This window comes from Winogradskyella wichelsiae (genome assembly GCF_013403925.1).
Classification (GTDB): Bacteria; Bacteroidota; Bacteroidia; order Flavobacteriales; family Flavobacteriaceae; genus Winogradskyella; species Winogradskyella wichelsiae.
In genome coordinates this window covers 57,258-79,973 of the sequence record NZ_JABFDJ010000001.1, presented here as the reverse complement: position 1 = coordinate 79,973, position 22,716 = coordinate 57,258, and the positions used below count along the sequence as shown (strand labels likewise).

Annotated in this window: 18 protein-coding genes; 10 read left to right on the top strand and 8 right to left on the bottom strand. The window is 32.0% G+C overall.

Annotated elements, in window-relative coordinates; all coding sequences use genetic code 11:
• Positions 1–46 precede the first annotated feature (46 nt).
• Both HM985_RS00375 and HM985_RS00370 read right to left on the bottom strand, forming a co-directional pair.
• Positions 47–2,083, bottom strand: a complete 2,037-nt coding sequence (locus tag HM985_RS00375) for a M56 family metallopeptidase (protein ID WP_179374331.1) — start codon at positions 2,081–2,083, stop codon at positions 47–49.
• A gap of 2 nt (positions 2,084–2,085) precedes the next feature.
• Complete coding sequence (locus tag HM985_RS00370) at positions 2,086–2,445, bottom strand: BlaI/MecI/CopY family transcriptional regulator (RefSeq protein WP_179374330.1); 360 nt, start codon at positions 2,443–2,445, stop codon at positions 2,086–2,088.
• 167 nt (positions 2,446–2,612) lie between these two features.
• On the opposite strand from HM985_RS00370, the gene HM985_RS00365 reads away from it, so the two are divergent.
• Positions 2,613–3,563 carry a calcium/sodium antiporter gene (locus HM985_RS00365; protein WP_179374329.1) on the top strand — a complete coding sequence of 317 codons (951 nt, stop codon included), beginning with the start codon at positions 2,613–2,615 and terminating at the stop codon, positions 3,561–3,563.
• Between the two features lie 399 nt (positions 3,564–3,962).
• Here the strand turns inward: HM985_RS00365 and HM985_RS00360 are convergent, their stop codons facing one another.
• On the bottom strand, positions 3,963–5,807 hold the full coding sequence (locus HM985_RS00360) for a T9SS type A sorting domain-containing protein (protein WP_179374328.1): 1,845 nt from the start codon (positions 5,805–5,807) through the stop codon (positions 3,963–3,965).
• Between the two features lie 462 nt (positions 5,808–6,269).
• Entirely contained in the window at positions 6,270–7,289 is a 1,020-nt protein-coding gene (locus HM985_RS00355; protein ID WP_179374327.1) for a glutamine synthetase beta-grasp domain-containing protein, read from the bottom strand.
• Between the two features lie 170 nt (positions 7,290–7,459).
• Here HM985_RS00355 and HM985_RS00350 point away from each other — a divergent pair, with 170 nt between their 5' ends.
• The 5 genes from HM985_RS00350 to HM985_RS00330 all read left to right on the top strand — a co-directional run bounded on the left by HM985_RS00350 (position 7,460) and on the right by HM985_RS00330 (position 13,032).
• Entirely contained in the window at positions 7,460–9,646 is a 2,187-nt protein-coding gene (locus tag HM985_RS00350) for a glutamine synthetase III family protein (RefSeq protein ID WP_179374326.1), read from the top strand.
• 226 nt (positions 9,647–9,872) lie between these two features.
• Positions 9,873–10,010 carry a hypothetical protein gene (locus HM985_RS00345; RefSeq protein ID WP_179374325.1) on the top strand — a complete coding sequence of 46 codons (138 nt, stop codon included), beginning with the start codon at positions 9,873–9,875 and terminating at the stop codon, positions 10,008–10,010.
• A 104-nt stretch (positions 10,011–10,114) separates the two neighbouring features.
• On the top strand, positions 10,115–10,795 hold the full coding sequence (locus HM985_RS00340; RefSeq protein ID WP_218843349.1) for a Curli production assembly/transport component CsgG: 681 nt from the start codon (positions 10,115–10,117) through the stop codon (positions 10,793–10,795).
• Between the two features lie 44 nt (positions 10,796–10,839).
• A complete protein-coding gene (locus HM985_RS00335) occupies positions 10,840–12,018 on the top strand; it encodes an AIR synthase related protein (protein WP_179374324.1) in 1,179 nt (392 codons plus the stop codon).
• Positions 12,019–12,027: 9 nt separating this feature from the next.
• A complete protein-coding gene (locus HM985_RS00330; RefSeq protein WP_179374323.1) occupies positions 12,028–13,032 on the top strand; it encodes a DUF3078 domain-containing protein in 1,005 nt (334 codons plus the stop codon).
• On the opposite strand, the gene HM985_RS00325 is transcribed toward HM985_RS00330, so the two are convergent.
• Entirely contained in the window at positions 13,029–13,697 is a 669-nt protein-coding gene (locus HM985_RS00325; protein ID WP_179374322.1) for an ATP-binding cassette domain-containing protein, read from the bottom strand. The genes HM985_RS00330 and HM985_RS00325 overlap by 4 nt on opposite strands.
• Positions 13,698–14,116: 419 nt before the next feature.
• Here HM985_RS00325 and prfA point away from each other — a divergent pair, with 419 nt between their 5' ends.
• Genes prfA through HM985_RS00310 form a run of 3 tightly spaced genes read left to right on the top strand, consistent with a single transcriptional unit; the run spans position 14,117 to position 16,875 of the window.
• A complete protein-coding gene (prfA, locus tag HM985_RS00320) occupies positions 14,117–15,196 on the top strand; it encodes a peptide chain release factor 1 (protein ID WP_179374321.1) in 1,080 nt (359 codons plus the stop codon).
• Positions 15,197–15,231: 35 nt separating this feature from the next.
• On the top strand, positions 15,232–16,047 hold the full coding sequence (gene pyrF / locus HM985_RS00315; protein WP_179374320.1) for an orotidine-5'-phosphate decarboxylase: 816 nt from the start codon (positions 15,232–15,234) through the stop codon (positions 16,045–16,047).
• Positions 16,048–16,089: 42 nt separating this feature from the next.
• A complete protein-coding gene (locus tag HM985_RS00310; RefSeq protein ID WP_179374319.1) occupies positions 16,090–16,875 on the top strand; it encodes an ABC transporter substrate-binding protein in 786 nt (261 codons plus the stop codon).
• A gap of 179 nt (positions 16,876–17,054) precedes the next feature.
• On the opposite strand, the gene HM985_RS17185 is transcribed toward HM985_RS00310, so the two are convergent.
• The 3 genes from HM985_RS17185 to purU all read right to left on the bottom strand — a co-directional run bounded on the left by HM985_RS17185 (position 17,055) and on the right by purU (position 19,039).
• Entirely contained in the window at positions 17,055–17,252 is a 198-nt protein-coding gene (locus HM985_RS17185; RefSeq protein WP_179374318.1) for a Lacal_2735 family protein, read from the bottom strand.
• A gap of 98 nt (positions 17,253–17,350) precedes the next feature.
• The gene (locus HM985_RS00300) at positions 17,351–18,061 is read right to left on the bottom strand and encodes a DUF4197 domain-containing protein (RefSeq protein WP_179374317.1); all 711 of its coding nucleotides are present in this window, start codon (positions 18,059–18,061) and stop codon (positions 17,351–17,353) included.
• 123 nt (positions 18,062–18,184) lie between these two features.
• Complete coding sequence (purU, locus tag HM985_RS00295) at positions 18,185–19,039, bottom strand: formyltetrahydrofolate deformylase (RefSeq protein ID WP_173588929.1); 855 nt, start codon at positions 19,037–19,039, stop codon at positions 18,185–18,187.
• A gap of 145 nt (positions 19,040–19,184) precedes the next feature.
• Here purU and HM985_RS00290 point away from each other — a divergent pair, with 145 nt between their 5' ends.
• Positions 19,185–22,670, top strand: coding sequence for a methylmalonyl-CoA mutase family protein (locus tag HM985_RS00290; RefSeq protein WP_179314641.1), 3,486 nt, complete (start codon positions 19,185–19,187; stop codon positions 22,668–22,670).
• The last annotated feature ends 46 nt before the right edge of the window (positions 22,671–22,716 follow it).

Sequence of the window (22,716 nt, the reverse complement as noted above, 5' to 3'; positions counted from 1 at the left end):
GAGGCATTTTTTGAAGAATCTTCGTCATCTATAAAAGTAATATTTGTTAATTCTGATCTCGTAATTTGAAGTGGTTTATACTTTCTTTTGTTATTAATTCAATGACTCCATTTTTACCTTTTTCACCATATTTGTTTATGGCTTTTTCATCTTTTAAAACAGTCATACTTTCAATGATTTCAGCCGACATGGATTTTAAATAGTCCGACGAAACTTCTTTACCATTAACAATAACTAAGGGCTTTGGGTTTTTATTAGATTGATATGTAATATTTTTATACGCTTTTTGGGGTTGATGTATAATAATCTCTTCGCTAATATTATTAATCTTTAAAGTTTTACCTCCTTCATAATAATGATCGGACTTTACTTTAGACAAATTTTCGACTACGGTTGAATCGATTGAAAAGTAAATAGAATCGTTTGTATGTGTCTTTTGGTTTGCTATTTTAAAATATAACGTATCATTTGAGTGGTCATCAGAAGTTGATTTTTCTGAATTATATACCATTATAGTTTCTTCAACATGCTCTTCTTTTGTCAATGCACCAACCTTAGCGCTTCCATCCTTTTCCATCTTAAAATAAAAAGGTGTAATTCCATTTTTATCCTTAGAACTATAGTTAATTGGACCATTTTTGGTGACAAAATCTATGCTAATTTCTGAAATTTCATCGTTACTATTGCGCTCTAATTGTTTGATTAACATAGTCACATTTTTAGATTGTAATCTTTTTTTAATCGCGTTTATGCCATCTGTAGTTATGTCTTTAGTAAAGTGTACTTGTATAATTTTGGATAACTTGGTGGTTGTAGGCCGAGATAACAAACTATGTTGTGATAATAGGTTGTTAACTCGAGTAGAGAAAGAACCCGAAATTTCATTGCTTTTTTGTGCTTTTAAAAGACTATCCATGTTAAATACGCCATTACCATATCTGCCGATAAAACTTGCGTTTTCTTCGAATAACTCTTTGTAAATCAAAAAGGCTTCTATGGCCTTGTCATTAATTGATTCAAAAGTAGAGCCTGGTAATTTTACCGTGATGGAAGTAATTTCATCATGGCTATTTCGTTTGAGATTATGAATCTGAAAATCAATTTCTTTACGTTTAAAAGCTGTTTTAATCTTTTCTAATTCTGAATCTTTTGAGTTTTTTGTAATTATTGTAATTATTTTCTCTTGATTAGCGGAAGTTTTACTAGTTACTGGAGCGGTTTCAACATAAATAGTTTCGGTATTCATGCTCATTAATAAACCGGCTAAAAGGGGTAGAATTAATAGATACTTGAATTGATTGCTTTTGTGTGATCTCGATTTGTTTAACATAAGGATTCGTTTTTTGATTGATGAATTATAAAAGTTGTTAGATAATATGGTGTCGTGATTAGCGACACTAGTTTTTAATAATAAATGCTGATAATCCTTTTTAGCGTTAGAATTATTTTGACTTTTAAAATCAGCTATATATTCTAAGTTTTGTCGTACTTCTTTTCTGTATAACCAAATTAAAGGGTTGAACCAAAAGACAACGCAGGCTAATTGTGTGAGTAGGGTATCTATGGAATGTAATTGGTTAACATGAACTTTCTCATGGGCTAGAATAAGTTGAAGTTCTTCCTCTTTATAAGAATTAGGATTATATATAATCCATTTAAAAAATGAAAACGGTGAAATTTTAGTGTTTACAATCACATAAGTAAAATGTCGTTCTTTATGTTTTGGGTTTTTTAGAAGAAGTAAAACTAAGGATCCAAACTGAAGGACAAATTGAATTAAAAATACAGATAATCCAATGCCATATAATATAGGTATAAGTTTAAACCAATCAAATGCAACTTCAGGTTGTGTTTGAGTCACAAAAGTTGAAGGTAATGTTTGAATAAATGCTGTTTCTTGAATTGCTATAGGTTCTATAGGAATATAAACAGGAATTATAATTAACGGAAAAACCAAGGCCAAAAGTAAGCCTGATAAAAGAAACCATCGGTTGTGCTCAAAAAAAGTTTCTTTTCTCAAAAAAAAGTAAAAACATACATACATTATGGCAATTACGGCGGATGCTTTTAATAGATATTCCATAATTATTTTTTGTTTTCTATTAAGGCAATAATCTCTTTTAACTCATCGATACTAATTTTCTCTTCCTTAGCAAAAAATGAAACCACGTTTTTATAAGAATTATTGAAGTAATTTTCAATAGCAGTATTCATAAACTTAGTTTTGTAGTCTTCTTTAGTTACAATAGGATAGTACTGATGCGTTTTTCCGTACGCATTATAACTAACATAGCCTTTTTCTTCTAAATGTCGTATAATGGTAGAAAGCGTATTATAATGTGGTTTCTCTACTGATATCTCAGCTAACACATCCTTTACAAAAGCTTTTTCTAACTTCCATAGTATGTGCATTATCTCCTCTTCTTTATTTGTTAGCTTTTGCATAGGAATAAAATCTAATATTAATCTTGAATTCAAAAGTACAACTATTTCCATAGTTATACAACTGTAAAAATAGTTATATAACGTAAAATATAGTTTTAGTAGGTGTAAAAATGAAATATTATCTTTGCGCTTTAAAGGAAACAAGTAATTAAAAATATCGATAGAGGATGAGTGTGTTAATGGTTATTGCAGGATTAGCGTTGTTAGTAGTTGGAGGAGATTTTTTGGTTAGAGCGTCCGTTGGTTTGTCTTTTAAACTTAAGATATCTAAGTTGGTTATTGGTATGACGGTTGTATCTTTTGCGACATCTGCACCAGAATTATTAGTAAGTTTGCAGGCTGCTTTAGAAGGGGTTTCTGATATTGCTTTAGGAAACGTTATTGGGTCTAATATAGCTAATATCGGTTTGGTTTTAGGAATTACAGCTATGATTTCTCCGTTAGCTGTAGATAAAGAATTTTATAAACTGAATTGGCCAATGATGATGTTATTGTCATTTGTGCTTTATTATTTTTTAAAGAATGATGGTGTTTTAACATGGATTGAAGGTCTAATAATGATGATAGCTCTGGTTGTCTTTTTAGTTGTACTAATTAGAAGTTCTAGAAAATCAACAAAAGCAAACTTAGAAGAGGTAGATGATAATTTAGCTGTTGTCTCTAATTTTAAAATAGCCCTTTGGTTGTTAATAGGTGCTGCAGGTTTGTATTTTGGCTCACTTTGGCTGGTTGATGGAGCAGAAGAGTTAGCATTATCAATAGGGATTAGTGACTATGCCATTTCTGTAACTGTAATCGCTATCGGTACAAGTGTACCTGAGTTGGCAGCTTCAGTGATTTCAGCATTAAAGAAGGAAAAGGCAATTTCTTTAGGAAACCTTATCGGTTCTAATATCTTTAATATTGCTTCTGTTTTAGGTCTTACAGCGATGATTAAACCTATTGTAGTTAATCCTAATACACCTGAAATATTATCTACTAACATTTTCTGGATGATTGGTTTTGCTGCTATTTTAATACCATTTATAATTATACCAAAACGTTTGGAAATAGGAAGAGTAAAAGGAATGCTATTGTTCGGTTCTTACTTGGTGTTTATATTTATAGCTTTAAGGTAATCAATGGCCTTAATTAATTGTTTATTGAATAAGCTTTAAGATATTGCTTGTTATTAGTTTAAAAAAACAAAACCTGTTAGAAATATAATTCTAACAGGTTTTGTCATATAAAAGATGAATTATAAGTGAATTAATCGAATAATTCTGAAGTCATGAAACGATGAGTAATGTCTTGTTTCCTTTTTTAGTTGTAGAGTTAAAAAGTTCTAATTATTAACCTGAACAATCTAAATAAATCGAATGTATTGAGAAGTTAGCCCTTTTGCAGTTGTTATCGATTCATTTAGGTGTTTTCAAATAATAAAATTGAAAGTAAAAGATAATAGGAGAAAGAAGGCCTCTTGAAACTAGTTTCAGGAGGCTTTCTATGTCGTAAAACAATTTACTAATTATTTAGTTTTATTTAGAAACAATAAACTTTTCAGTTATGCTTGTGCTTCCTGTTGTGATCTTATAGATATATAAACCTGAGACTAAATTATTAGCGTTAAATTCAGCTTTGTATGTTTGACCAGAAAAAGTTTCTTGATTGAAAACTTGGCCAACATTACGACCATTTACATCAAATACTTCAACAAGGATATTACCTGTTACTTTTGGTGTGAATTCAATATATGAAATGCCATTTGCAGGGTTAGGGTAAGTTTTAATACCTAATTCATTTGCATTTACAGTATTTACACTTAATAAACGATATTGTTCTTTTGCATATGCATCGTAATCAAACGCTTCGCACGTTGCAATAGCAATAACACCATCAAGATCAAAAGCATCTTCAGTTGAAGATAGGTCGTTATTGTTTACGATTTTTACATAATAAATAAAGTCAAAATCACCAGCGTCAGAAATGTCAATAGCGTTATCTGATTTGCAAACAGTACCTGCAAAATGATAGTTAATATCGTCTGCAGAAACATAAACGTCGGCATATTCACCGTAAGTTTCACAGCCCCAAGTGTTTTGGAATGTAGTTTCTACAACAACTAAATCAGGACCAGCTTGGTTGTACACTGCGCCACCAAAAGTTAAAGTGATTTCTCCTCCGTAACCAAGCGTTGTAAATATATACTCATCAGTTCCTTCAGGTTCACCTAAAACATTTTCTGGAGTTTCAGTTCTAACAGCATCAATTACGCTACCATTACTTTTAGTTCCTTCAATATAGTTAAAATAATCAACAGCATAACAATCAGCTGGCATAGGATCGATTGGTTCATTACATCCTGTTAGTGCAATGACACCGTCTAAATCAAAACCATCATTAGAAATAGAGCCATTAGGTGTGGTATCTACAATTTTTACTTCTGTAATATATGCAAGTGCAATAGGTGCATTGCTTATGTCTAAATCTCCTGCATTATCAGTAAGTACGCTTCCTATTAAATAGAAATCTATACCATTCTGAGAAACATATACATCTGCAGATTCTGGGTAGTTAGAAAAAGAAAAATTACCAAATGTTGTTTCTACAACTTCAATATCTGGGCCTTCGTTATTATAAACGACACCATTAAAAGTAATTGTAACTTCTCCTCCATATCCTAAAGATAAAAAGTTCAATGTATCGTCCATTTCAGGTTCTCCTAAAGCTTTATCTGTATCCATGCGTTCTAAAGTTTTAAAAGGATTTCCTTCGCTATCTGCACCTGGTATATAGTTAATTGCTGCAGAACCGTAGCATACATTACTTGGTACGTCTTCACATCCGTTAACAGCTTCAATACCATCAAGGTCATAACCGTCAGAAGAAGTGCTTGTTGTGTCTGTAATTCTAATTTGAGTAACGTAATCTAAACCTGTGTTTGCGATGTCTATAGATCCATCACGGCAAATAGTACCGTATTCAATCCATGTTGTTCCGTCTTGAGATAATTCAACTAAAGCATTTTCATCGTCAGTTTTGCCACAGGCATCGCCAGAAAATGAAGTTTCATAAATCATAATGTCATTTCCAGCTTCATTGTAAACAGCGCCTCCAAGTGCAAGAGTGATGCTTCCGTTTATTCCTAAAGAGTAAAATCCACCAGCAGCGTTAGATTTGTCTGGTGTGTTTAAAGCTGCAGATAGATCAGAACGATCAGCACTTACCGGAGTTCCATCTGATTTCATACCTTGTGTAGCTGTAACCACTTCAACAGCATTACAGGTGTCTTGTGTATTACCTTGAAAGGCGTTTAAGTTAATTGAGATAAAAGTAGCTGCTCCGCATAAAACAGGAAGCAAATGCTTAGTAAAGTTTTTCATAAGTCTTAAATTTGATTAATAACAATACAATATTATGAAGGTATTTACCTACGGTCTAAAAAAAGCGAAGACTGTCTCGAAAATTCGATAAAAGGACAAAAGGTCCTTTTAATAGCGTATTTATCCGTTGTAGTGTATTTGTCGTTCGTTTTTGGTGATAACTTTTTGTAGATTTAAGAGCTGCTATAGGTAACAGTAATATTGGATGTAGCTTCAATTTTAATTGCGAGTTCTAAAGTTTAATTGTTTTTATAATAAAACACTCGTGAAGAGGTGACGTATTTATAACTTTTAGAAAGTAATAAGTAATCTGTAGGTGTTAATAAATAAGAGTGAAGTAATTAATAATATCAATAATAAGGTTTAATATTATTAATTAGAGATATTGTTAATATATAAGGAGAAAAAAAGTCGTTTAGAAACATTTTCTAAACGACTTTTAAAATATTTTAAAATGCTTAATTATGAAATATTAGCACTTTTAACAGTTTTGATAATACGACCTGCAATTTTGTATGGATCACCATTAGAAGCTGGTCTTCTATCTTCTAACCAACCTTTCCAGCCTTTTTCGACTGTGATAATTGGAATACGAATAGAAGCTCCTCTATCTGAAATACCATAGCTAAAATCGTGAATAGAAGCTGTTTCATGTTCACCTGTTAAACGTTGGTCATTAAACTCACCATAAACAGCGATGTGCTCTTTTACAACGGGTCTAAATGCTTCACATATTTTTTCGTAAGTTTCTTGAGAACCACAAGTTCTTAAAACAGAGTTAGAGAAGTTGGCGTGCATACCAGATCCATTCCAATCCATATCTTTACCTAATGGTTTAGGATGGTATTCAATATAGTATCCGTACTGCTCAGTTAAACGATCTAATAAATAACGAGAAACCCAAATTTCATCTCCAGCTTTCTTTGCGCCTTTAGCAAATAATTGATATTCCCATTGACCTGAAGCAACCTCTTGGTTAATCCCTTCAAAGTTTAAACCAGCAGCAATACAAAGATCAGCATGTTCTTCAACTAAATCTCTACCATGTGTGTGTTTGCCACCAACAGAACAGTAATACATTCCTTGAGGTGCTGGATAACCACCAATAGGGAAACCTAGAGGTAATTGCGTTTGTGTATCCATAATAAAGTATTCTTGCTCAAAACCAAACCAGAAGTCATTATCTTCATCTTCAATAGTAGCTCTTCCGTTAGAAACGTGAGGAGTTCCATCAGCGTTTAAAACTTCAGTCATTACTAAGTAGCCATTCTGACGAGCAGGATCTGGGTAAATAGCAACAGGTTTTAATAAACAGTCTGAAGCACCACCTGAGGCTTGTCTTGTAGATGATCCGTCAAAAGACCAAATCGGACAATCTTCTAATTTTCCGCTAAAATCTTCTTCAACTTTAGTTTTGCTTCTCATGTTTTGAGTAGGCTTATACCCATCAAGCCATATATACTCTAATTTAGATTTACTCATAATTTGTGTTGTGTTATTGTTTATGTACTATCACAAATATGGCTTTTTTTTTCTTACCATCAAAAAAAATAGGGCAGTTTAGATTCAATAGTATTAATTAATATCAATGACCCTATTTTTGATTGGGTATTTTTAAATATTTTGTATTTTTATATCTAAATAATAATAATATGTCAACATTAAGATTTCATGCTGTAAAAGCAGCATTGAGAAGAAAACCTTTAAAGATAAAAGAAAAAAAACGTCGCTCTGAAATTTTTGGAGAAAATGTTTTTAATGAGACGTCTATGCGTCAGTATTTAACTAAAACAGCACTGAATAGCGTATTAGAAGCAATAGAAAAAGGAACTAAGATCGATAGAATCGTAGCAGATCATATTTCCACAGGAATGAAAGAATGGGCTATCTCTAAAGGAGCAACCCATTATACACATTGGTTTCAGCCTTTAACGGGGGCAACAGCAGAGAAACATGATGCTTTTTTTGAAACAATAGGAGATGGGCTTGCAATTGAGAAGTTTGGTGGAGATCAATTAGTGCAACAAGAACCAGATGCTTCTAGTTTTCCTAATGGAGGAATTAGAAATACTTTTGAAGCTAGAGGTTATACCGCTTGGGACCCTACATCACCTGCTTTTATTTATGATAAAACGCTATGTATACCAACAGTTTTTGTATCCTATACAGGTGAAGCTTTAGATTTTAAAACACCATTGTTACGCGCTTTACAGGCTGTAGATAATGCCTCGGTAGCAGTCTGTAAGTATTTTGATAAGAATGTAAAAAAAGTAAATGCTTCTTTAGGTTGGGAGCAAGAATATTTTTTAATCGATTCTGCTTTAGCCATCTCTAGACCAGATATTTTACTGACAGGTAGAACTGTTTTTGGGCATTCTCCGGCAAAGGGACAACAGCTAGATGATCACTACTTTGGAACCATACCAGCTAGAGCAATGGCTTATATGAGAGATCTAGAACATAATTGCATGCTGTTAGGTATTCCTGTTAAAACAAGGCATAATGAAGTGGCTCCAAACCAATTTGAATTAGCTCCTATTTTTGAGGAGGCTAATTTAGCTGTAGATCACAATTCGTTATTAATGGATGTGATGCAGAAAATTGCTAAACGGCATAATTTTACAGTGCTTATGCATGAGAAGCCATTTGCAGGTGTAAATGGCTCAGGGAAACATAATAACTGGAGTTTAAGCACAAATACAGGTGTTAATTTATTGTCTCCAGGAAAGACGCCAATGAGTAATTTACAATTTTTAACCTTCTTTGTAAATACTATTAGGGCAGTTCAAACTCATGAAGAGTTAATAAGAGCAGCAATTGCATCTGCAAGTAATGATCATCGCTTAGGGGCTAATGAAGCACCACCGGCTATAATTTCTGTTTTTATTGGTGATCAATTAACTAAAGTGTTAAATGAGTTAGAGACAGTGACTAAAGGTAAATTATCGCCAAAAGAAAAAACAGATTTAAAGCTTAATGTTGTTGGTAAAATACCTGAAATTTTATTAGATAATACAGACAGAAACAGAACATCTTCTTTTGCTTTTACAGGGAATAAGTTTGAATTTAGAGCAGTTGGTTCTACAGCAAATTGTGCGAAGCCAATGACAGTTTTAAATACTATTGTAGCTAAGCAATTAATGGATTTTAAGGTGGAAGTTGATAAGCTTATTGATGATAAAGGGATGAAAAAAGATGACGCTATATTTAATGTATTACGAGAATATATAAAAACATCTAAAGACATACGCTTTGAAGGGAATGGTTATAGTGACGATTGGGAAAAAGAAGCTGAAAAACGTGGCTTAAGTAATAATAAAACAACACCAGAAGCACTTAAAATTAAAAAAGCAAAATCTACGATAGATCTTTTTGATGAGTTAGGAGTTATGAATAGTGTTGAGTCTATGGCGCGTTATGAAATAGAAATGGAGGATTACATTCATCACATTCAAATAGAGAGTAGAATTGTTGGTGATATGGCAAGAAACCACATTGTTCCAACAGCTATAAAATATCAAAATACACTGATAAAGAATGTGAAAGGTCTTAAAGATATATACGGGGCTCAGTTTAAAACATTGGGTAAAGCGCAATTAGGGCTTATAGAAAAAATATCTGAACATATTGAAGCTATTAATTCTGCTGTGACAGAGATGACGGAAACAAGAAAGTTAATTAATAATGAGTCTGATTTAGAAAAGAAAGCTGATGGGTACTGTAATAAAGTAAGACCGTTTTTTGATGAAATAAGATATCATTGCGATAAACTAGAACTTATGGTTGATGATGAATTATGGCCACTAACTAAATATAGAGAACTTTTGTTTACTAAGTAACCATATTTCAGTTAGGTATAGTTTATTTAATATATATTCTAATCGACGAAATACGTATTTATACGTACAGTATGTATTCGGTTTTTGCTTAATCGTGCAGTTCGTCGATAGCTTTAAACTAGTTGTCGAAAAAAAGATTGTGTAGTGCTTGTTTATTGGTGTTAGTCGCTTTGTCGATGTGTTTGTTTTGTATATTTGTTGCGTTATTAATCAATAAATTAAAGAAATGAAAAAGCTGTTACTTAGTCTAGCTATTCTTGCAGGAGCAACACTTATTCTTACTCAAGACAATACAGACGACTTAAAGAATACAAGTACGGATGAGGTTGTTAGCGTTCAATTAAATTTACCCGTAAATATTTAAAATTATAGGTTTATAATTGACTTTAGGAAAAGAGATAAAATTCATTAATGAATATTATCTCTTTTTTTATAAATTTATTTCAAACCATTATAGTTTATTAGTATATGATTTTTATCCCTAAACGCAACAGTACGCTATTAATTGTGATTATTGCTTTAATCAGTTTTAATACCACATATTCTCAGGTAATTGATAATGCTAAAGAAAAAATTAATAGAGAAAGATTTACTTTTTTAGAAAATAGAGGTATTCATGTTATTGATGTTGCCATGGGATCTGTAATTATAAATGGAGATTATCCTAATCCCGATTTTGAAATCTATTTTAGAGCAGGTTATAAATATCATTTAACTAATCATCTAAACGTTAATTTTACGTATAATAAATATAATTTATCAGTGAAAGATGTTTATAACGAAGGTTTTATGTCGTTTGATCTTAATGCGGAATATCTACTAATGCCCTTAAAAAAAATAACACCGTTTTTGTATTTAGGAGGTGGTTATAATGCTTCTAATTATTTTGAACATACAGAATTCAAAGTGCAAGGAGGAGTAGGACTTGAATATCTTCTTGTAGAAGGTGTTGGTGTAAAACTTTTTGGAGAATACAATTATATGTTTTCAGATGAACTTGATGGAAGAGTTGCTGGGGAGTCTGATGATACCTTTATTAGAGTCGGCTTAGGACTTAATATTTACTTTGGAGGCGAGAAAGAAAAAGAAATAATTCGTAAAAAATTAAATACTGTTATTAATTCCAGTCTAATCATTCCATATAATTAAACGCAATCCTTACTTTTGCAAAACCAACATAAACAAACTGTACAATGAGTAATTCGGTAAGTAAAAGATATGCACAAAGAGGAGTTTCAGCTTCAAAAGAAGATGTTCACAACGCTATAAAGAATATTGACAAAGGCTTGTTTCCCAAAGCATTTTGTAAAATAGTGCCAGATTATTTAACCAATGATGACGATTACTGTTTAATAATGCATGCAGATGGAGCTGGCACAAAGTCTTCATTAGCTTATATGTATTGGAAAGAAACTGGTGATATTTCTGTTTGGAAAGGTATTGCTCAAGATGCGTTAATTATGAATATTGACGACCTGCTTTGTGTCGGTGCAACAGATAACATTATGCTCTCTTCTACAATAGGAAGAAATAAAAATTTAATTCCAGGCGAAGTTATTTCAGCAATAATTAATGGAACAGAAGAGTTAATTGAAGATTTAAAATCATTTGGTGTAACAATTCATTCTACCGGAGGAGAAACTGCAGATGTTGGCGATTTGGTTAGGACTATCATTGTAGATTCTACTGTAACTGCACGTATTAAAAGATCTAAGGTTATAGATAATGCTAATATTACTTCAGGTGACGTTATTGTTGGTTTAGAGTCGTTTGGGCAAGCATCTTACGAAACCGAATATAATGGTGGTATGGGGAGTAATGGATTAACATCTGCGAGACACGATGTTTTTTCTAAATACTTAGCCGAGAAATATCCAGAAAGTTTTGATGCTGCTGTACCCGAAGATTTAGTTTATTCAGGACAAACAAAACTAACAGATGCTGTAGAGGAATCTCCAATCAATGCTGGTAAATTAGTATTGTCTCCAACCCGAACTTATGCTCCAATTATAAAAGCTATTCTTAATACTTACGATAGTGAATCTGTTCATGGAATGGTGCATTGTAGTGGTGGTGCGCAAACAAAAATTCTTCATTTTGTAGATCAATTTCATATTATAAAAGATAATATGTTTAGCGTTCCTCCGTTATTTAAACTAATTCAAGAACAATCAAAAACCGATTGGAAAGAAATGTATCAAGTTTTTAACTGTGGACACCGCATGGAACTGTATGTAAAACCTGAAGTTGCAGAAGCTATTATAGAGATTTCAAAATCTTTTAATGTTGATGCAAAAATTATAGGTAGAGTAGAAGCTTCAGATAAAAAGAAGTTAACCATAGAAAGCGAATACGGTACATTTTCTTATTAATTTTTTAGCATGAAAAACTACTCGTGGTTTATTTTTAGTGTATTTGTTTTAGGTTCTGGTGTGCTTTTTGCACAGCCAGATTCTTTATATTTTCAAAAGAAGAAGAATGAAACAATTCAATTGGGCTGGCGGACTAAAAAGGAAATTGGTCTAACGCTTAATCAAGTGTCATTTACAAACTGGAATGCTGGTGGTGCCAACTCAATTTCAGGAATTGTAACAGGTAAAGCAGAAGCAAAATATAAACAAGAAAAATGGTACTGGAACTCTAATTTTAATGTTAGATATGGTTTAAACAAACAGGAGGAATTAAATATTAGAAAAACAGAAGATGTTATCGAGGTGGTTTCTAATATTGGATTAGAGAAAGACCCTAAAAGTAATTGGTTTTACTCCTCAAAATTTAGTTTTAATACACAGTTTGCTAATGGATATGTTTACCCAGATAGAGATGTAGAGATTTCGAAATTCTTGGCGCCAGGTTATGTGTTTTTTGGTGTAGGTATGGAGTATGGTAGGTTTATTGAGCGAATGTCTTTTTATGTTTCACCATTTACCTTAAAAACGACCATTGTTTTAGATGATGATTTAGCAAATAAAGGATCTTTTGGTGTCGATCCAGCGATTTATGATTTAGAAGGTAATCTTTTGAGAGATGGAAAAAAAGTAAGGCAAGAGTTAGGTATACTTTTAACCAATCAGTATGAACAAGAGATTTTTGAAAACATTAAAATCACAAGTCTCCTAGAGTTGTATACGGATTATATTAATAGTTTTGGTAACATTGATTTGGAGTGGGAAATTAACTTAGATATGAAAGTTAATAAGTTTGTAAAAGCCACTTTAGGATCTCATTTAAGATACGATGATGATATTAAAGTTGAAGTTGAAACCAATGAAATAACAAATGAAGAAAATGTTATTGTTGGTCCTAAATTACAATGGAAGCAAATCTTAGGTGTTGGTGTCGTAGTAGATTTAGATAAGATTATGAAAAGTAACTCTTCGTCTTAATTATTTTGCAAAGTCCCTTCATTTAAGTAGTTGTAATCTTCAAGTTCTGTAAGTTTCTCAATCTTTTTAGTTGAGCCGTTTTTCAGTAAATAAACAGTATCTGAAGCTTCAATTATATGTTGGTACATATGATCAGATATTATAATTATTTTATGTTTCTTTTCCTCTGCTATTAACTTTTTTACAGTTTCAATATGTAATGGAGAAATGTGAGAAAAAGGTTCATCTAAAAGTATTATTTTGCTTTTTGTTTTTAAAGTCACATAAGTTTCAATAAGTCGCCTTTCGCCTCCAGATAATACATTAAATTTAGCTTTTTCATATATTGAAAATGCTTCATACAATTCAATAAAATTTTTCCAGTTTAATTTATATAATTTAAAAACAAAAGACAATTTCATGTCATCAGGAATAAAATTATATTGAGGTAAATATTTAACAATTCCTGTAGAGAATAATGGTTTTAGAAGTGGTGTATTATTCAACCGAATAAGCATGTACTTCGGCTTCAGGTTGCCAAAGGCAATATTAAGTAAGCTGCTTTTTCCGCAACCATTACTACCTAAAATAGCTGTAACTTTTCCTGTTTCTCCTTTTAAATAAATGCCATTTAAAATGCGTTTGGTTTTAAAGTGAAGTTCTACATTATCTATTTCAAATATCAATTTTAGTTGCTGTTTATAAAAATTCGGTATATAATTTTAGAAGTAAAAGAGTTATAATGGAATCTACTATAAATATAATAGAAAAAAGTTTGAACGAAGAAATACCCAAATTTTTATAAATAGTTAATTTTCGTTTATTAGTAGTTTCATTAAAATAATACCAAGAAAATATGACAAGGAATAATTTAATACATAGTGCAGGTATTGCATAAGGCGTGTAAAGTGCAATGATGACATTTACAATAAATGACCAAACAACAAACTGTTTGTAAAAGGTTAGTATAGCTATAAATTTGTACATATTAGTTATGTAACGCTTAATTTAGGTAGTTTATTTTTTGAAAGTTAAAATGTCATGAAATGCAACGTTTCAAAATCCATTATTTATCGTATTTTTGAACGATAATTTTTGAAGAGAGATGTTAGAGAAAATACAGATTATAAAACAACGGTTCGATGAGGTGAACGACCTTATCATTCAGCCAGATATTATATCAGATCAGCAACGTTACACCAAGCTGATGAAAGAATACAAGGATCTTAAACTGATTGTAGATAAAGGTGAAATTTATAGTGAAGCATTAGAGAATGTATCTGAAGCTGAAGAAATTATTGCAGATGGTTCTGATGCCGAAATGGTAGACATGGCAAAAATGCAACTTGAAGAAGCTAAGGAAACTATAGAAAAACTTGAAGAAGAGATTCGATTTATGCTTATACCTAAAGATCCAGACGATGCTAAAAATGTTGTCGTTGAAGTTAGAGCAGGTACAGGTGGTGATGAAGCAAGTATTTTTGCAGGTGATTTATACAGAATGTATTCTAAATACTGTAGCGATAAAGGTTGGAAAGTCGATGTTGTGAGTCAGAGTGATGGAACATCAGGTGGTTTTAAAGAAGTCATTTTTGAAGTTTCAGGTGAAGATGTTTACGGAACTTTAAAGTTTGAAGCAGGTGTACACCGTGTACAACGTGTGCCACAAACAGAAACTCAAGGACGCGTACATACAAGTGCTGCAACAGTTATGGTTTTACCAGAGGCTGAAGAGTTTGATTATCAATTAGACATGACTGAAGTTCGTATAGAGCGTACTACATCAACAGGTCCTGGAGGGCAATCGGTGAATACAACATATTCTGCAATTAAATTACATCACGAACCTACAGGAATGATTGTAAGTTGTCAGGATCAAAAATCATCACATAAAAACTTAGAAAAGGCCTTAAAGGTTTTACGTTCACGTTTATACGATTTAGAATTAGCGAAGCAACAAGCTGCCGATTCAGAAAAACGTAAAAGTATGGTAAGTTCTGGTGATAGATCTGCTAAGATTAGAACCTACAATTATCCGCAAGGACGTGTTACTGACCATAGAGTGCCAGGTTTAACACTGTACGATTTATCAAATATCATTAATGGTGATATCCAAAAAATTATAGATGAATTAATGCTAGCTGAAAACACAGAGTTGTTAAAGGCTAACAATGATGTAATTTAAATGTAAGCCTCTTTTTAGAGGCTTTTTTTTATACTATGACAACACAACAACTTATTACCCAAATTAAAAAAAAACAATCTTTTCTTTGTATCGGATTAGATGTCGATTTAAATAAAATTCCAAAGCATTTATTGAAAGAAGAAGACCCGATCTTTGCTTTTAATAAAGCAATTATAGATGCAACACATCATTTGTGTGTTGCTTATAAGCCAAATACGGCTTTTTATGAAGCTTATGGAATTAAGGGATGGCAAGCTTTAGAGAAAACAATTAATTACCTTAACGAAAATCATCCTGAAATTTACACTATTGCAGACGCAAAACGAGGAGATATAGGTAATACAAGTACAATGTATGCTAAAGCTTTTTTTGAAGATTTAGGGTTCGATAGTGTTACAGTTGCTCCTTATATGGGCAAGGATTCTGTAGAGCCTTTTTTAGCATTTAAAGATAAGCATACCATTCTTTTAGCCTTAACGTCTAACCAAGGCGCATTCGATTTTCAAACTAAAGAAATAGATGGTGTAGAGTTGTATAAGCAAGTGTTAGAGACTTCTAAATCTTGGCAGAACTCAGAAAATCTAATGTATGTGGTTGGAGCTACAAAGGCAGAATATTTAGGTGATATCAGAAAAATAATTCCAGATAGCTTTTTATTAGTACCAGGTGTAGGTGCTCAAGGTGGAAATCTTCAAGATGTTTGTAAATACGGAATGAATGATTCTGTAGGTTTATTAATAAACTCATCAAGAGGAATTATTTATGCTTCACAAGAAGACAATTTTGCTGAAGCAGCTGCACAAAAAGCTGAAGAACTTCAGTTACAAATGGCAATAGAATTGAAAGCCTAAATTTCTCTAAATAATTACAACTTAAAAATTTAAATTTCTTTAATGAAAACGTGTAAAGACCAATTAAACCGTAAACTTCTATTTGGTCGTAAACCAAAACGTATTGTTTCATTAGTACCTTCACAAACAGAGCTTTTAGTAGATTTAGGTCTAGAAGCATTTATTGTAGGCGTTACTAAGTTTTGTGTACATCCAAATCATCTTAGAATGTCTAAGGTGGTTGTTGGTGGAACGAAAGAAATTAATATTGAAAAAATAAAAGCACTTCGTCCCGATATTATTCTTTGTAATAAAGAGGAAAATACTAAGGAAATGATCGAAGATTTAACAGGTATTGCACCAATTCATATTAGTGATGTTTATAATCTTGAAGATAGTTTTGAACTTATAAATATGTATGGGGATATCTTTGAAATTGAAAGAACAACTTCAACTTTAGTATCAAATATTCAATTAGAACGTGAAGCCTTTCAACTTCAAAATCAAGGTAACGCGAAATTAAAAGTTGCTTATTTTATTTGGAAAAAACCTTGGATGGTTGCAGCTTCGGATAATTTTATAAATGTCATGCTTAATGAAGCTGGATTTATAAATGTTTTTGAGTCAGAAAAGCGTTATCCAGAAATTGATTTTAATAATTCAAAATTAAAAGAGGCTGATCTTATTTTTCTATCCACAGAACCTTTTCCGTTTAAAGAAGCAGATGTATTAGAGTTGCAGTCTCAGTTTCCTGAAAAGAAAATAAAGATTGTTGATGGTGAGCTGTTTTCTTGGTATGGTAGTCGTTTACTAAAATCTTATCCGTATTTTAAAACACTTCAGAATTAAATACAAAAAAGTCGATACCTAACTAAATATCGACTTTACTCTAAACTAACTTTATTAAGACTTAACTAATCTCAATCTTTTGCATAACAAAGATCGTAACTTTAATTGTTATCAAGGTTACGATAATGTTAGGTTATAATTAAGTAAGTTTTATTAAATGAGAAATTAAATACTAGGAGCTATTGTTGTTGCCTATTAGAATTTCTCACTAAAAATTCTAACTTATTTATTTTGTAGAGAATTTTTGTAGCTTTATATTCTGAAAAGTCACTTAAAGCGTGGTCGCTTTGTCTTAAATTATAAGCATCCTCAATGAGTTGATTATACTTTTGTTTAAGCTTGATTCTCTTTTTTAGAAGTTGGTCTGAATTGTTCACTGCTAAATTTTAATAATTATTTTATTAAATTACTAAAATTTAGCTAGAACAAATGATTTTAGCTTAAATATTTATGTATTATTTAAGTAAATATGTTTTTAGTCTTGTAGGGCAAAGACTTTTTTCAATAAATCTGTACTACGAGATGCTACTGAATTTCTAATTTCTAATTCCTCTACAGCAATCATAGTGTAAACACCATCTAATGCTTCTGTTGTAACGTAATCAGTTAAATCAGGATTAACATTACTAGTTAAAGGAATGTTGTTATATTTTGTAATTAAATTAGCCCAAATTTTATCCGCGCCAACTTTACTAAAAGAATTATTAATAACGGGCTTAAACTTGTCGTAAAGCTCTGTTTGAGTTTTTGTCGTCAAATAAGATGTCGCTGCATTATCTTCTCCTAAAAGAATAGTTTTAGCATCATCAAACGTAATGTCTTTAACAGCATTCACAAATATTGGTGTTGCTTCAGATACAGCATCTTCTGCAGCTCTGTTAAGTACCTTTAAACCTTCATCAGCTAAACTACTTAATCCTATTTTACGCAAAGCGCTATCTACTTTTTGTAATTCTTCTGGTAATACAATTTTCACCAATTCATTTTTATAGAAGCCATCTTCTGTGGTTAGTTTGGCAACTTGTTTTTCAATGCCTAAGTCTAAGGCTTCTCTCAATCCTGCAGCGATATCAGCATTTCCTAAAACATCAGTTGTTCCTTGAGGCAATGAATCTACAACTTGTTGTAATTCTGCACAGGCCATTAAATTGCAAACAACAATTAAGGCTAAAATTCTTTTTATCATAATTTTTAGTTTTTGTTAGTGGTCAAATATAATTTATAAGGTTTTAACATACATATAGAAAAAAAAACCTTAATACGAGTTTAACACTATTTAATAGACACCAGTTATTCAGTTTGGTCACTTTTACGAGAAAATTATAGTTTTATTATTATAAACCATAACTTTTCTCATGGTATGCAGTTTAATGGCGTTAGATAAAACAATTTTTTCGAGATCTCTACCCTTCGCAATTAAGTCTTTTATGGAGTTATTGTGCGAAATTTGGGCTACGTTTTGTTCAATAATTGGTCCGGCATCAAGTTCTTCTGTTATATAATGACTTGTAGATCCTATAATTTTAACACCTCGCTTATATGCGGAATGATAAGGTTTAGCACCGACAAAAGCAGGTAAAAAAGAATGATGAATATTAATAATTTTATTAGGATACTTGTCTATTAAAGTTTGAGATACAATTTGCATATATCGGGCTAAAACAATAAAATCAATATTATGTTTTGCTAAAAGTTCTAATTGCTTTTGTTCTGCTTCATGTTTTGTTGCTTTTGTAACAGGAACATGATAAAAAGGAATATTAAAGCTGTCTGCAATAGGTTTTAAATCTAAGTGATTACTTAATATAAAAGGGATTTCTAAGAATAGCTCACCAGAATTATAACGTCCTAAAATATCGTATAAACAATGATCATATTTAGAAACAAACAATGCCATTTTAGGTTTTTTCTCAGCAGCGTACATGCGCCATTTAAGTTTGAACTTTTCAACTAAAGAATTTTTGAAAAGTTCTTTAAATGCTTCAACTGAAAACGAATTTGAAATAAATTCACATTCCAAACGCATAAAAAAGATATGCTGTTCTCTATCAACATACTGATCTATATAAACAATGTTGCCATCGTTTGTAGCCATAAAATTAGTTACAGACGCAATAATATTAGGCTGGTCTTTACAGTTTATAAGTAATGTTATTTTCTGCATAAAATGAATATTGAATGAATTGTTAAAAGTAATTAAAATTGTATGCTTTAATAAAAATCTATAAGTTTTAGATATTTTTTAATTGTTGCTTGACTTTTTTGGATATTTCTTAGATTTGCTGATTAAATAAGCTATATTTTTACGAATGGAACAAATAACACCTTATAAGCCAAAATATAAAGTACGTATAGTAACTGCAGCATCGCTTTTTGATGGGCATGATGCTTCAATTAATATTATGCGCCGTATCATTCAATCTACTGGAGTAGAAGTGATTCATTTAGGACACGATCGAAGTGTAGAAGAAGTTGTCAATACTGCCATACAAGAAGATGCTAACGCAATTGCATTGACATCTTATCAAGGAGGGCATAACGAATATTTTAAATACATGTACGATTTGCTTAAAGAAAAAGGAGCAGGTCATATTAAAATTTTCGGAGGTGGAGGTGGTGTTATTCTTCCTGAAGAAATTAAGGAATTAATGGATTATGGAATTACCAGAGTCTATTCTCCTGATGATGGTAGAAGTCTTGGTTTGCAAGGTATGATTAACGATTTGGTTCAAATATCGGATTATGCCATTGGTGATCAGCTTAATGATGAGGTTAAAACGTTGCATGAAAAAAATCCGAAGTCCATTGCAAGATTAATTTCTTCAGCTGAAAACTTTCCTGAAGTTGCAAAGGATGCATTAGATGCTATTCATGAAAAAAATAAGAATTCAAAAACACCAGTTCTTGGAATTACAGGAACAGGTGGTGCTGGTAAATCATCATTAGTTGATGAGCTTGTTCGTCGTTTTCTAATCGATTTCCCTGAGAAAACAATTGGTTTAGTTTCTGTAGATCCTTCAAAACGAAAAACAGGAGGTGCACTTTTAGGAGATCGTATTCGTATGAATGCCATTAATTCGCCTAGAGTTTACATGCGTAGTTTGGCAACACGTCAATCTAACTTAGCATTATCTAAATATGTAAATGAGGCTATAGAGGTTTTAAAAGCTGCTGAATACGATTTAATTATTCTTGAAACTTCTGGTATCGGACAATCGGACACAGAAATTATGGAACATTCTGATGTGGCACTTTACGTAATGACACCAGAATTTGGTGCAGCGACTCAGCTTGAAAAAATTGATATGCTAGATTTTGCTGATTTAGTAGCCATCAATAAATTTGATAAACGAGGTTCTTTAGATGCGTTACGTGATGTAAAAAAACAATACATGCGTAATAATCATCTTTGGGATGTGCACCAAGACGATTTACCGGTTTACGGAACCATTGCGTCTCAATTTAATGATCCAGGAATGAATACGCTTTACAAAGCGATAATGGATAAATTGGTTGAAAAAGCAAATTCGGACTTAAATTCTACATTCGAGATTTCTCAGGAAATGAGTGAGAAGATTTTTGTAATTCCACCATCAAGAACACGTTATTTATCTGAAATCGCAGAGAGCAATCGTGCGTATGATAAAACAGCAAATGTTCAGGTTGAAGTTGCTCAGAAACTTTACGGAATTTATAAAGCAATATGTTCCGTAGCTAATGTCACCTTGAGCGCAGTTGAAAGGTCTTTCATTGGTAAATTAGGTTTAGATTATGAAGAAATTCTTCAACAAGCTCAAAATGATAAAGGGGTTGCTATTTCAACAGAAGGAGGCACGACTGAAGAAGAATCTCAAATTCAATTATTAAAATTATTATTTGCTGAATTTGATCGTGTAAAACTAAACCTAGATCCTTACAATTGGGAAGTGATTACAGGTTGGGATGAAAAAGTAAATAAATATAAAGATCCAATTTATAGCTTTAAGGTAAGAGACAAAGAAATAAAAATTGAAACGCACACAGAATCTTTATCACACTCTCAAATTCCAAAAGTAGCCTTACCAAAGTATCAAGCTTGGGGGGATGTTTTAAGATGGTGTTTGCAAGAAAACGTACCAGGAGAATTTCCGTACACTTCAGGTTTATATCCTTTTAAAAGAACAGGTGAAGATCCTGCAAGAATGTTTGCCGGTGAAGGTGGGCCAGAGCGAACTAATAAGCGTTTTCATTACGTAAGTATGGGTTTGCCCGCTAAACGATTATCTACAGCTTTCGATAGTGTTACACTTTATGGTAATGATCCCGATTTGCGTCCAGATATTTACGGTAAAATTGGTAATGCAGGTGTTTCTATCTGTTGTTTAGATGATGCCAAAAAATTATATTCTGGTTTCGATTTAGCAAACGTTATGACTTCTGTGAGTATGACTATTAATGGTCCTGCGCCAATGTTGTTAGGTTTCTTTATGAATGCAGCTATTGATCAACAATGTGAATTTTATATCAAAGAGAATGGGTTAGAAAAAGAAGTTGAAGCTAAAATCGCAAAAATCTATAAAGGAAAAATACGTCCATCATATAATGGTGATTTACCAGAGGGAAACAACGGATTAGGTTTAATGCTTTTAGGAGTTACCGGAGACCAAGTTTTACCATCTGATGTTTATGCAGAAATAAAAAAGAATACCATTGCTCAAGTACGAGGAACCGTTCAAGCAGATATTTTAAAAGAAGATCAGGCACAAAATACTTGTATATTTTCTACGGAATTTGCTTTGCGTTTAATGGGAGATGTTCAAGAATATTTTATTGAGAATAATGTTAGAAACTTCTATTCTGTATCTATTTCTGGGTATCATATTGCAGAAGCAGGAGCCAATCCTATTACGCAATTAGCATTGACGTTATCTAACGGGTTTACTTATGTAGAATACTATTTGAGTAGAGGAATGGATATCAATAAATTTGGGCCAAACTTATCGTTTTTCTTTTCAAACGGAATTGATCCAGAATATGCTGTTATTGGTCGTGTGGCACGTAAAATTTGGGCCAAAGCGATGAAGCATAAATATGGTGCTAACCCAAGAGCGCAGATGTTAAAATATCATATTCAAACTTCGGGACGTAGTTTACATGCCCAAGAAATTGATTTTAATGATATTCGTACGTCACTTCAGGCATTGTATGCAATTTATGATAACTGTAATTCGCTTCATACCAATGCGTATGATGAGGCAATTACAACACCAACAGAAGAATCGGTTCGTAGAGCCATGGCTATTCAGTTGATTATTAATAAAGAATTAGGTTTAGCTAAGAATGAAAATCCAATTCAAGGATCATTTATAATTGAAGAATTAACGGACTTAGTTGAAGAAGCTGTTTTATTAGAATTTGATCGTATTACGGAACGTGGAGGAGTGCTAGGCGCTATGGAAACGATGTACCAACGAAGTAAAATTCAAGAAGAAAGCTTGTATTACGAAACATTAAAGCATAACGGAAAGTTTCCAATTATAGGTGTAAACACCTTTTTAAGTTCTAAAGGATCACCAACGGTTGTTCCTGCGGAAGTGATTAGAGCAACAGAAGAAGAAAAACAATTTCAGATTAAAACTTTAGAGAGTTTGCATGAGGCACATAATACAGAAGAATTATTAAGTGAGTTGCAACGAAAAGCCATAAATAATGAAAATATTTTTGAAGCTTTAATGGAGGTTTGTAAAGTATGTTCCTTAGGTCAAATCACGTCGTCGTTATTTGAAGTTGGTGGTCAGTATCGTCGTAATATGTAAGCAGAGAAATAAATCATTTTTTTGTGTAAACTAAAAAGCGTTTCTT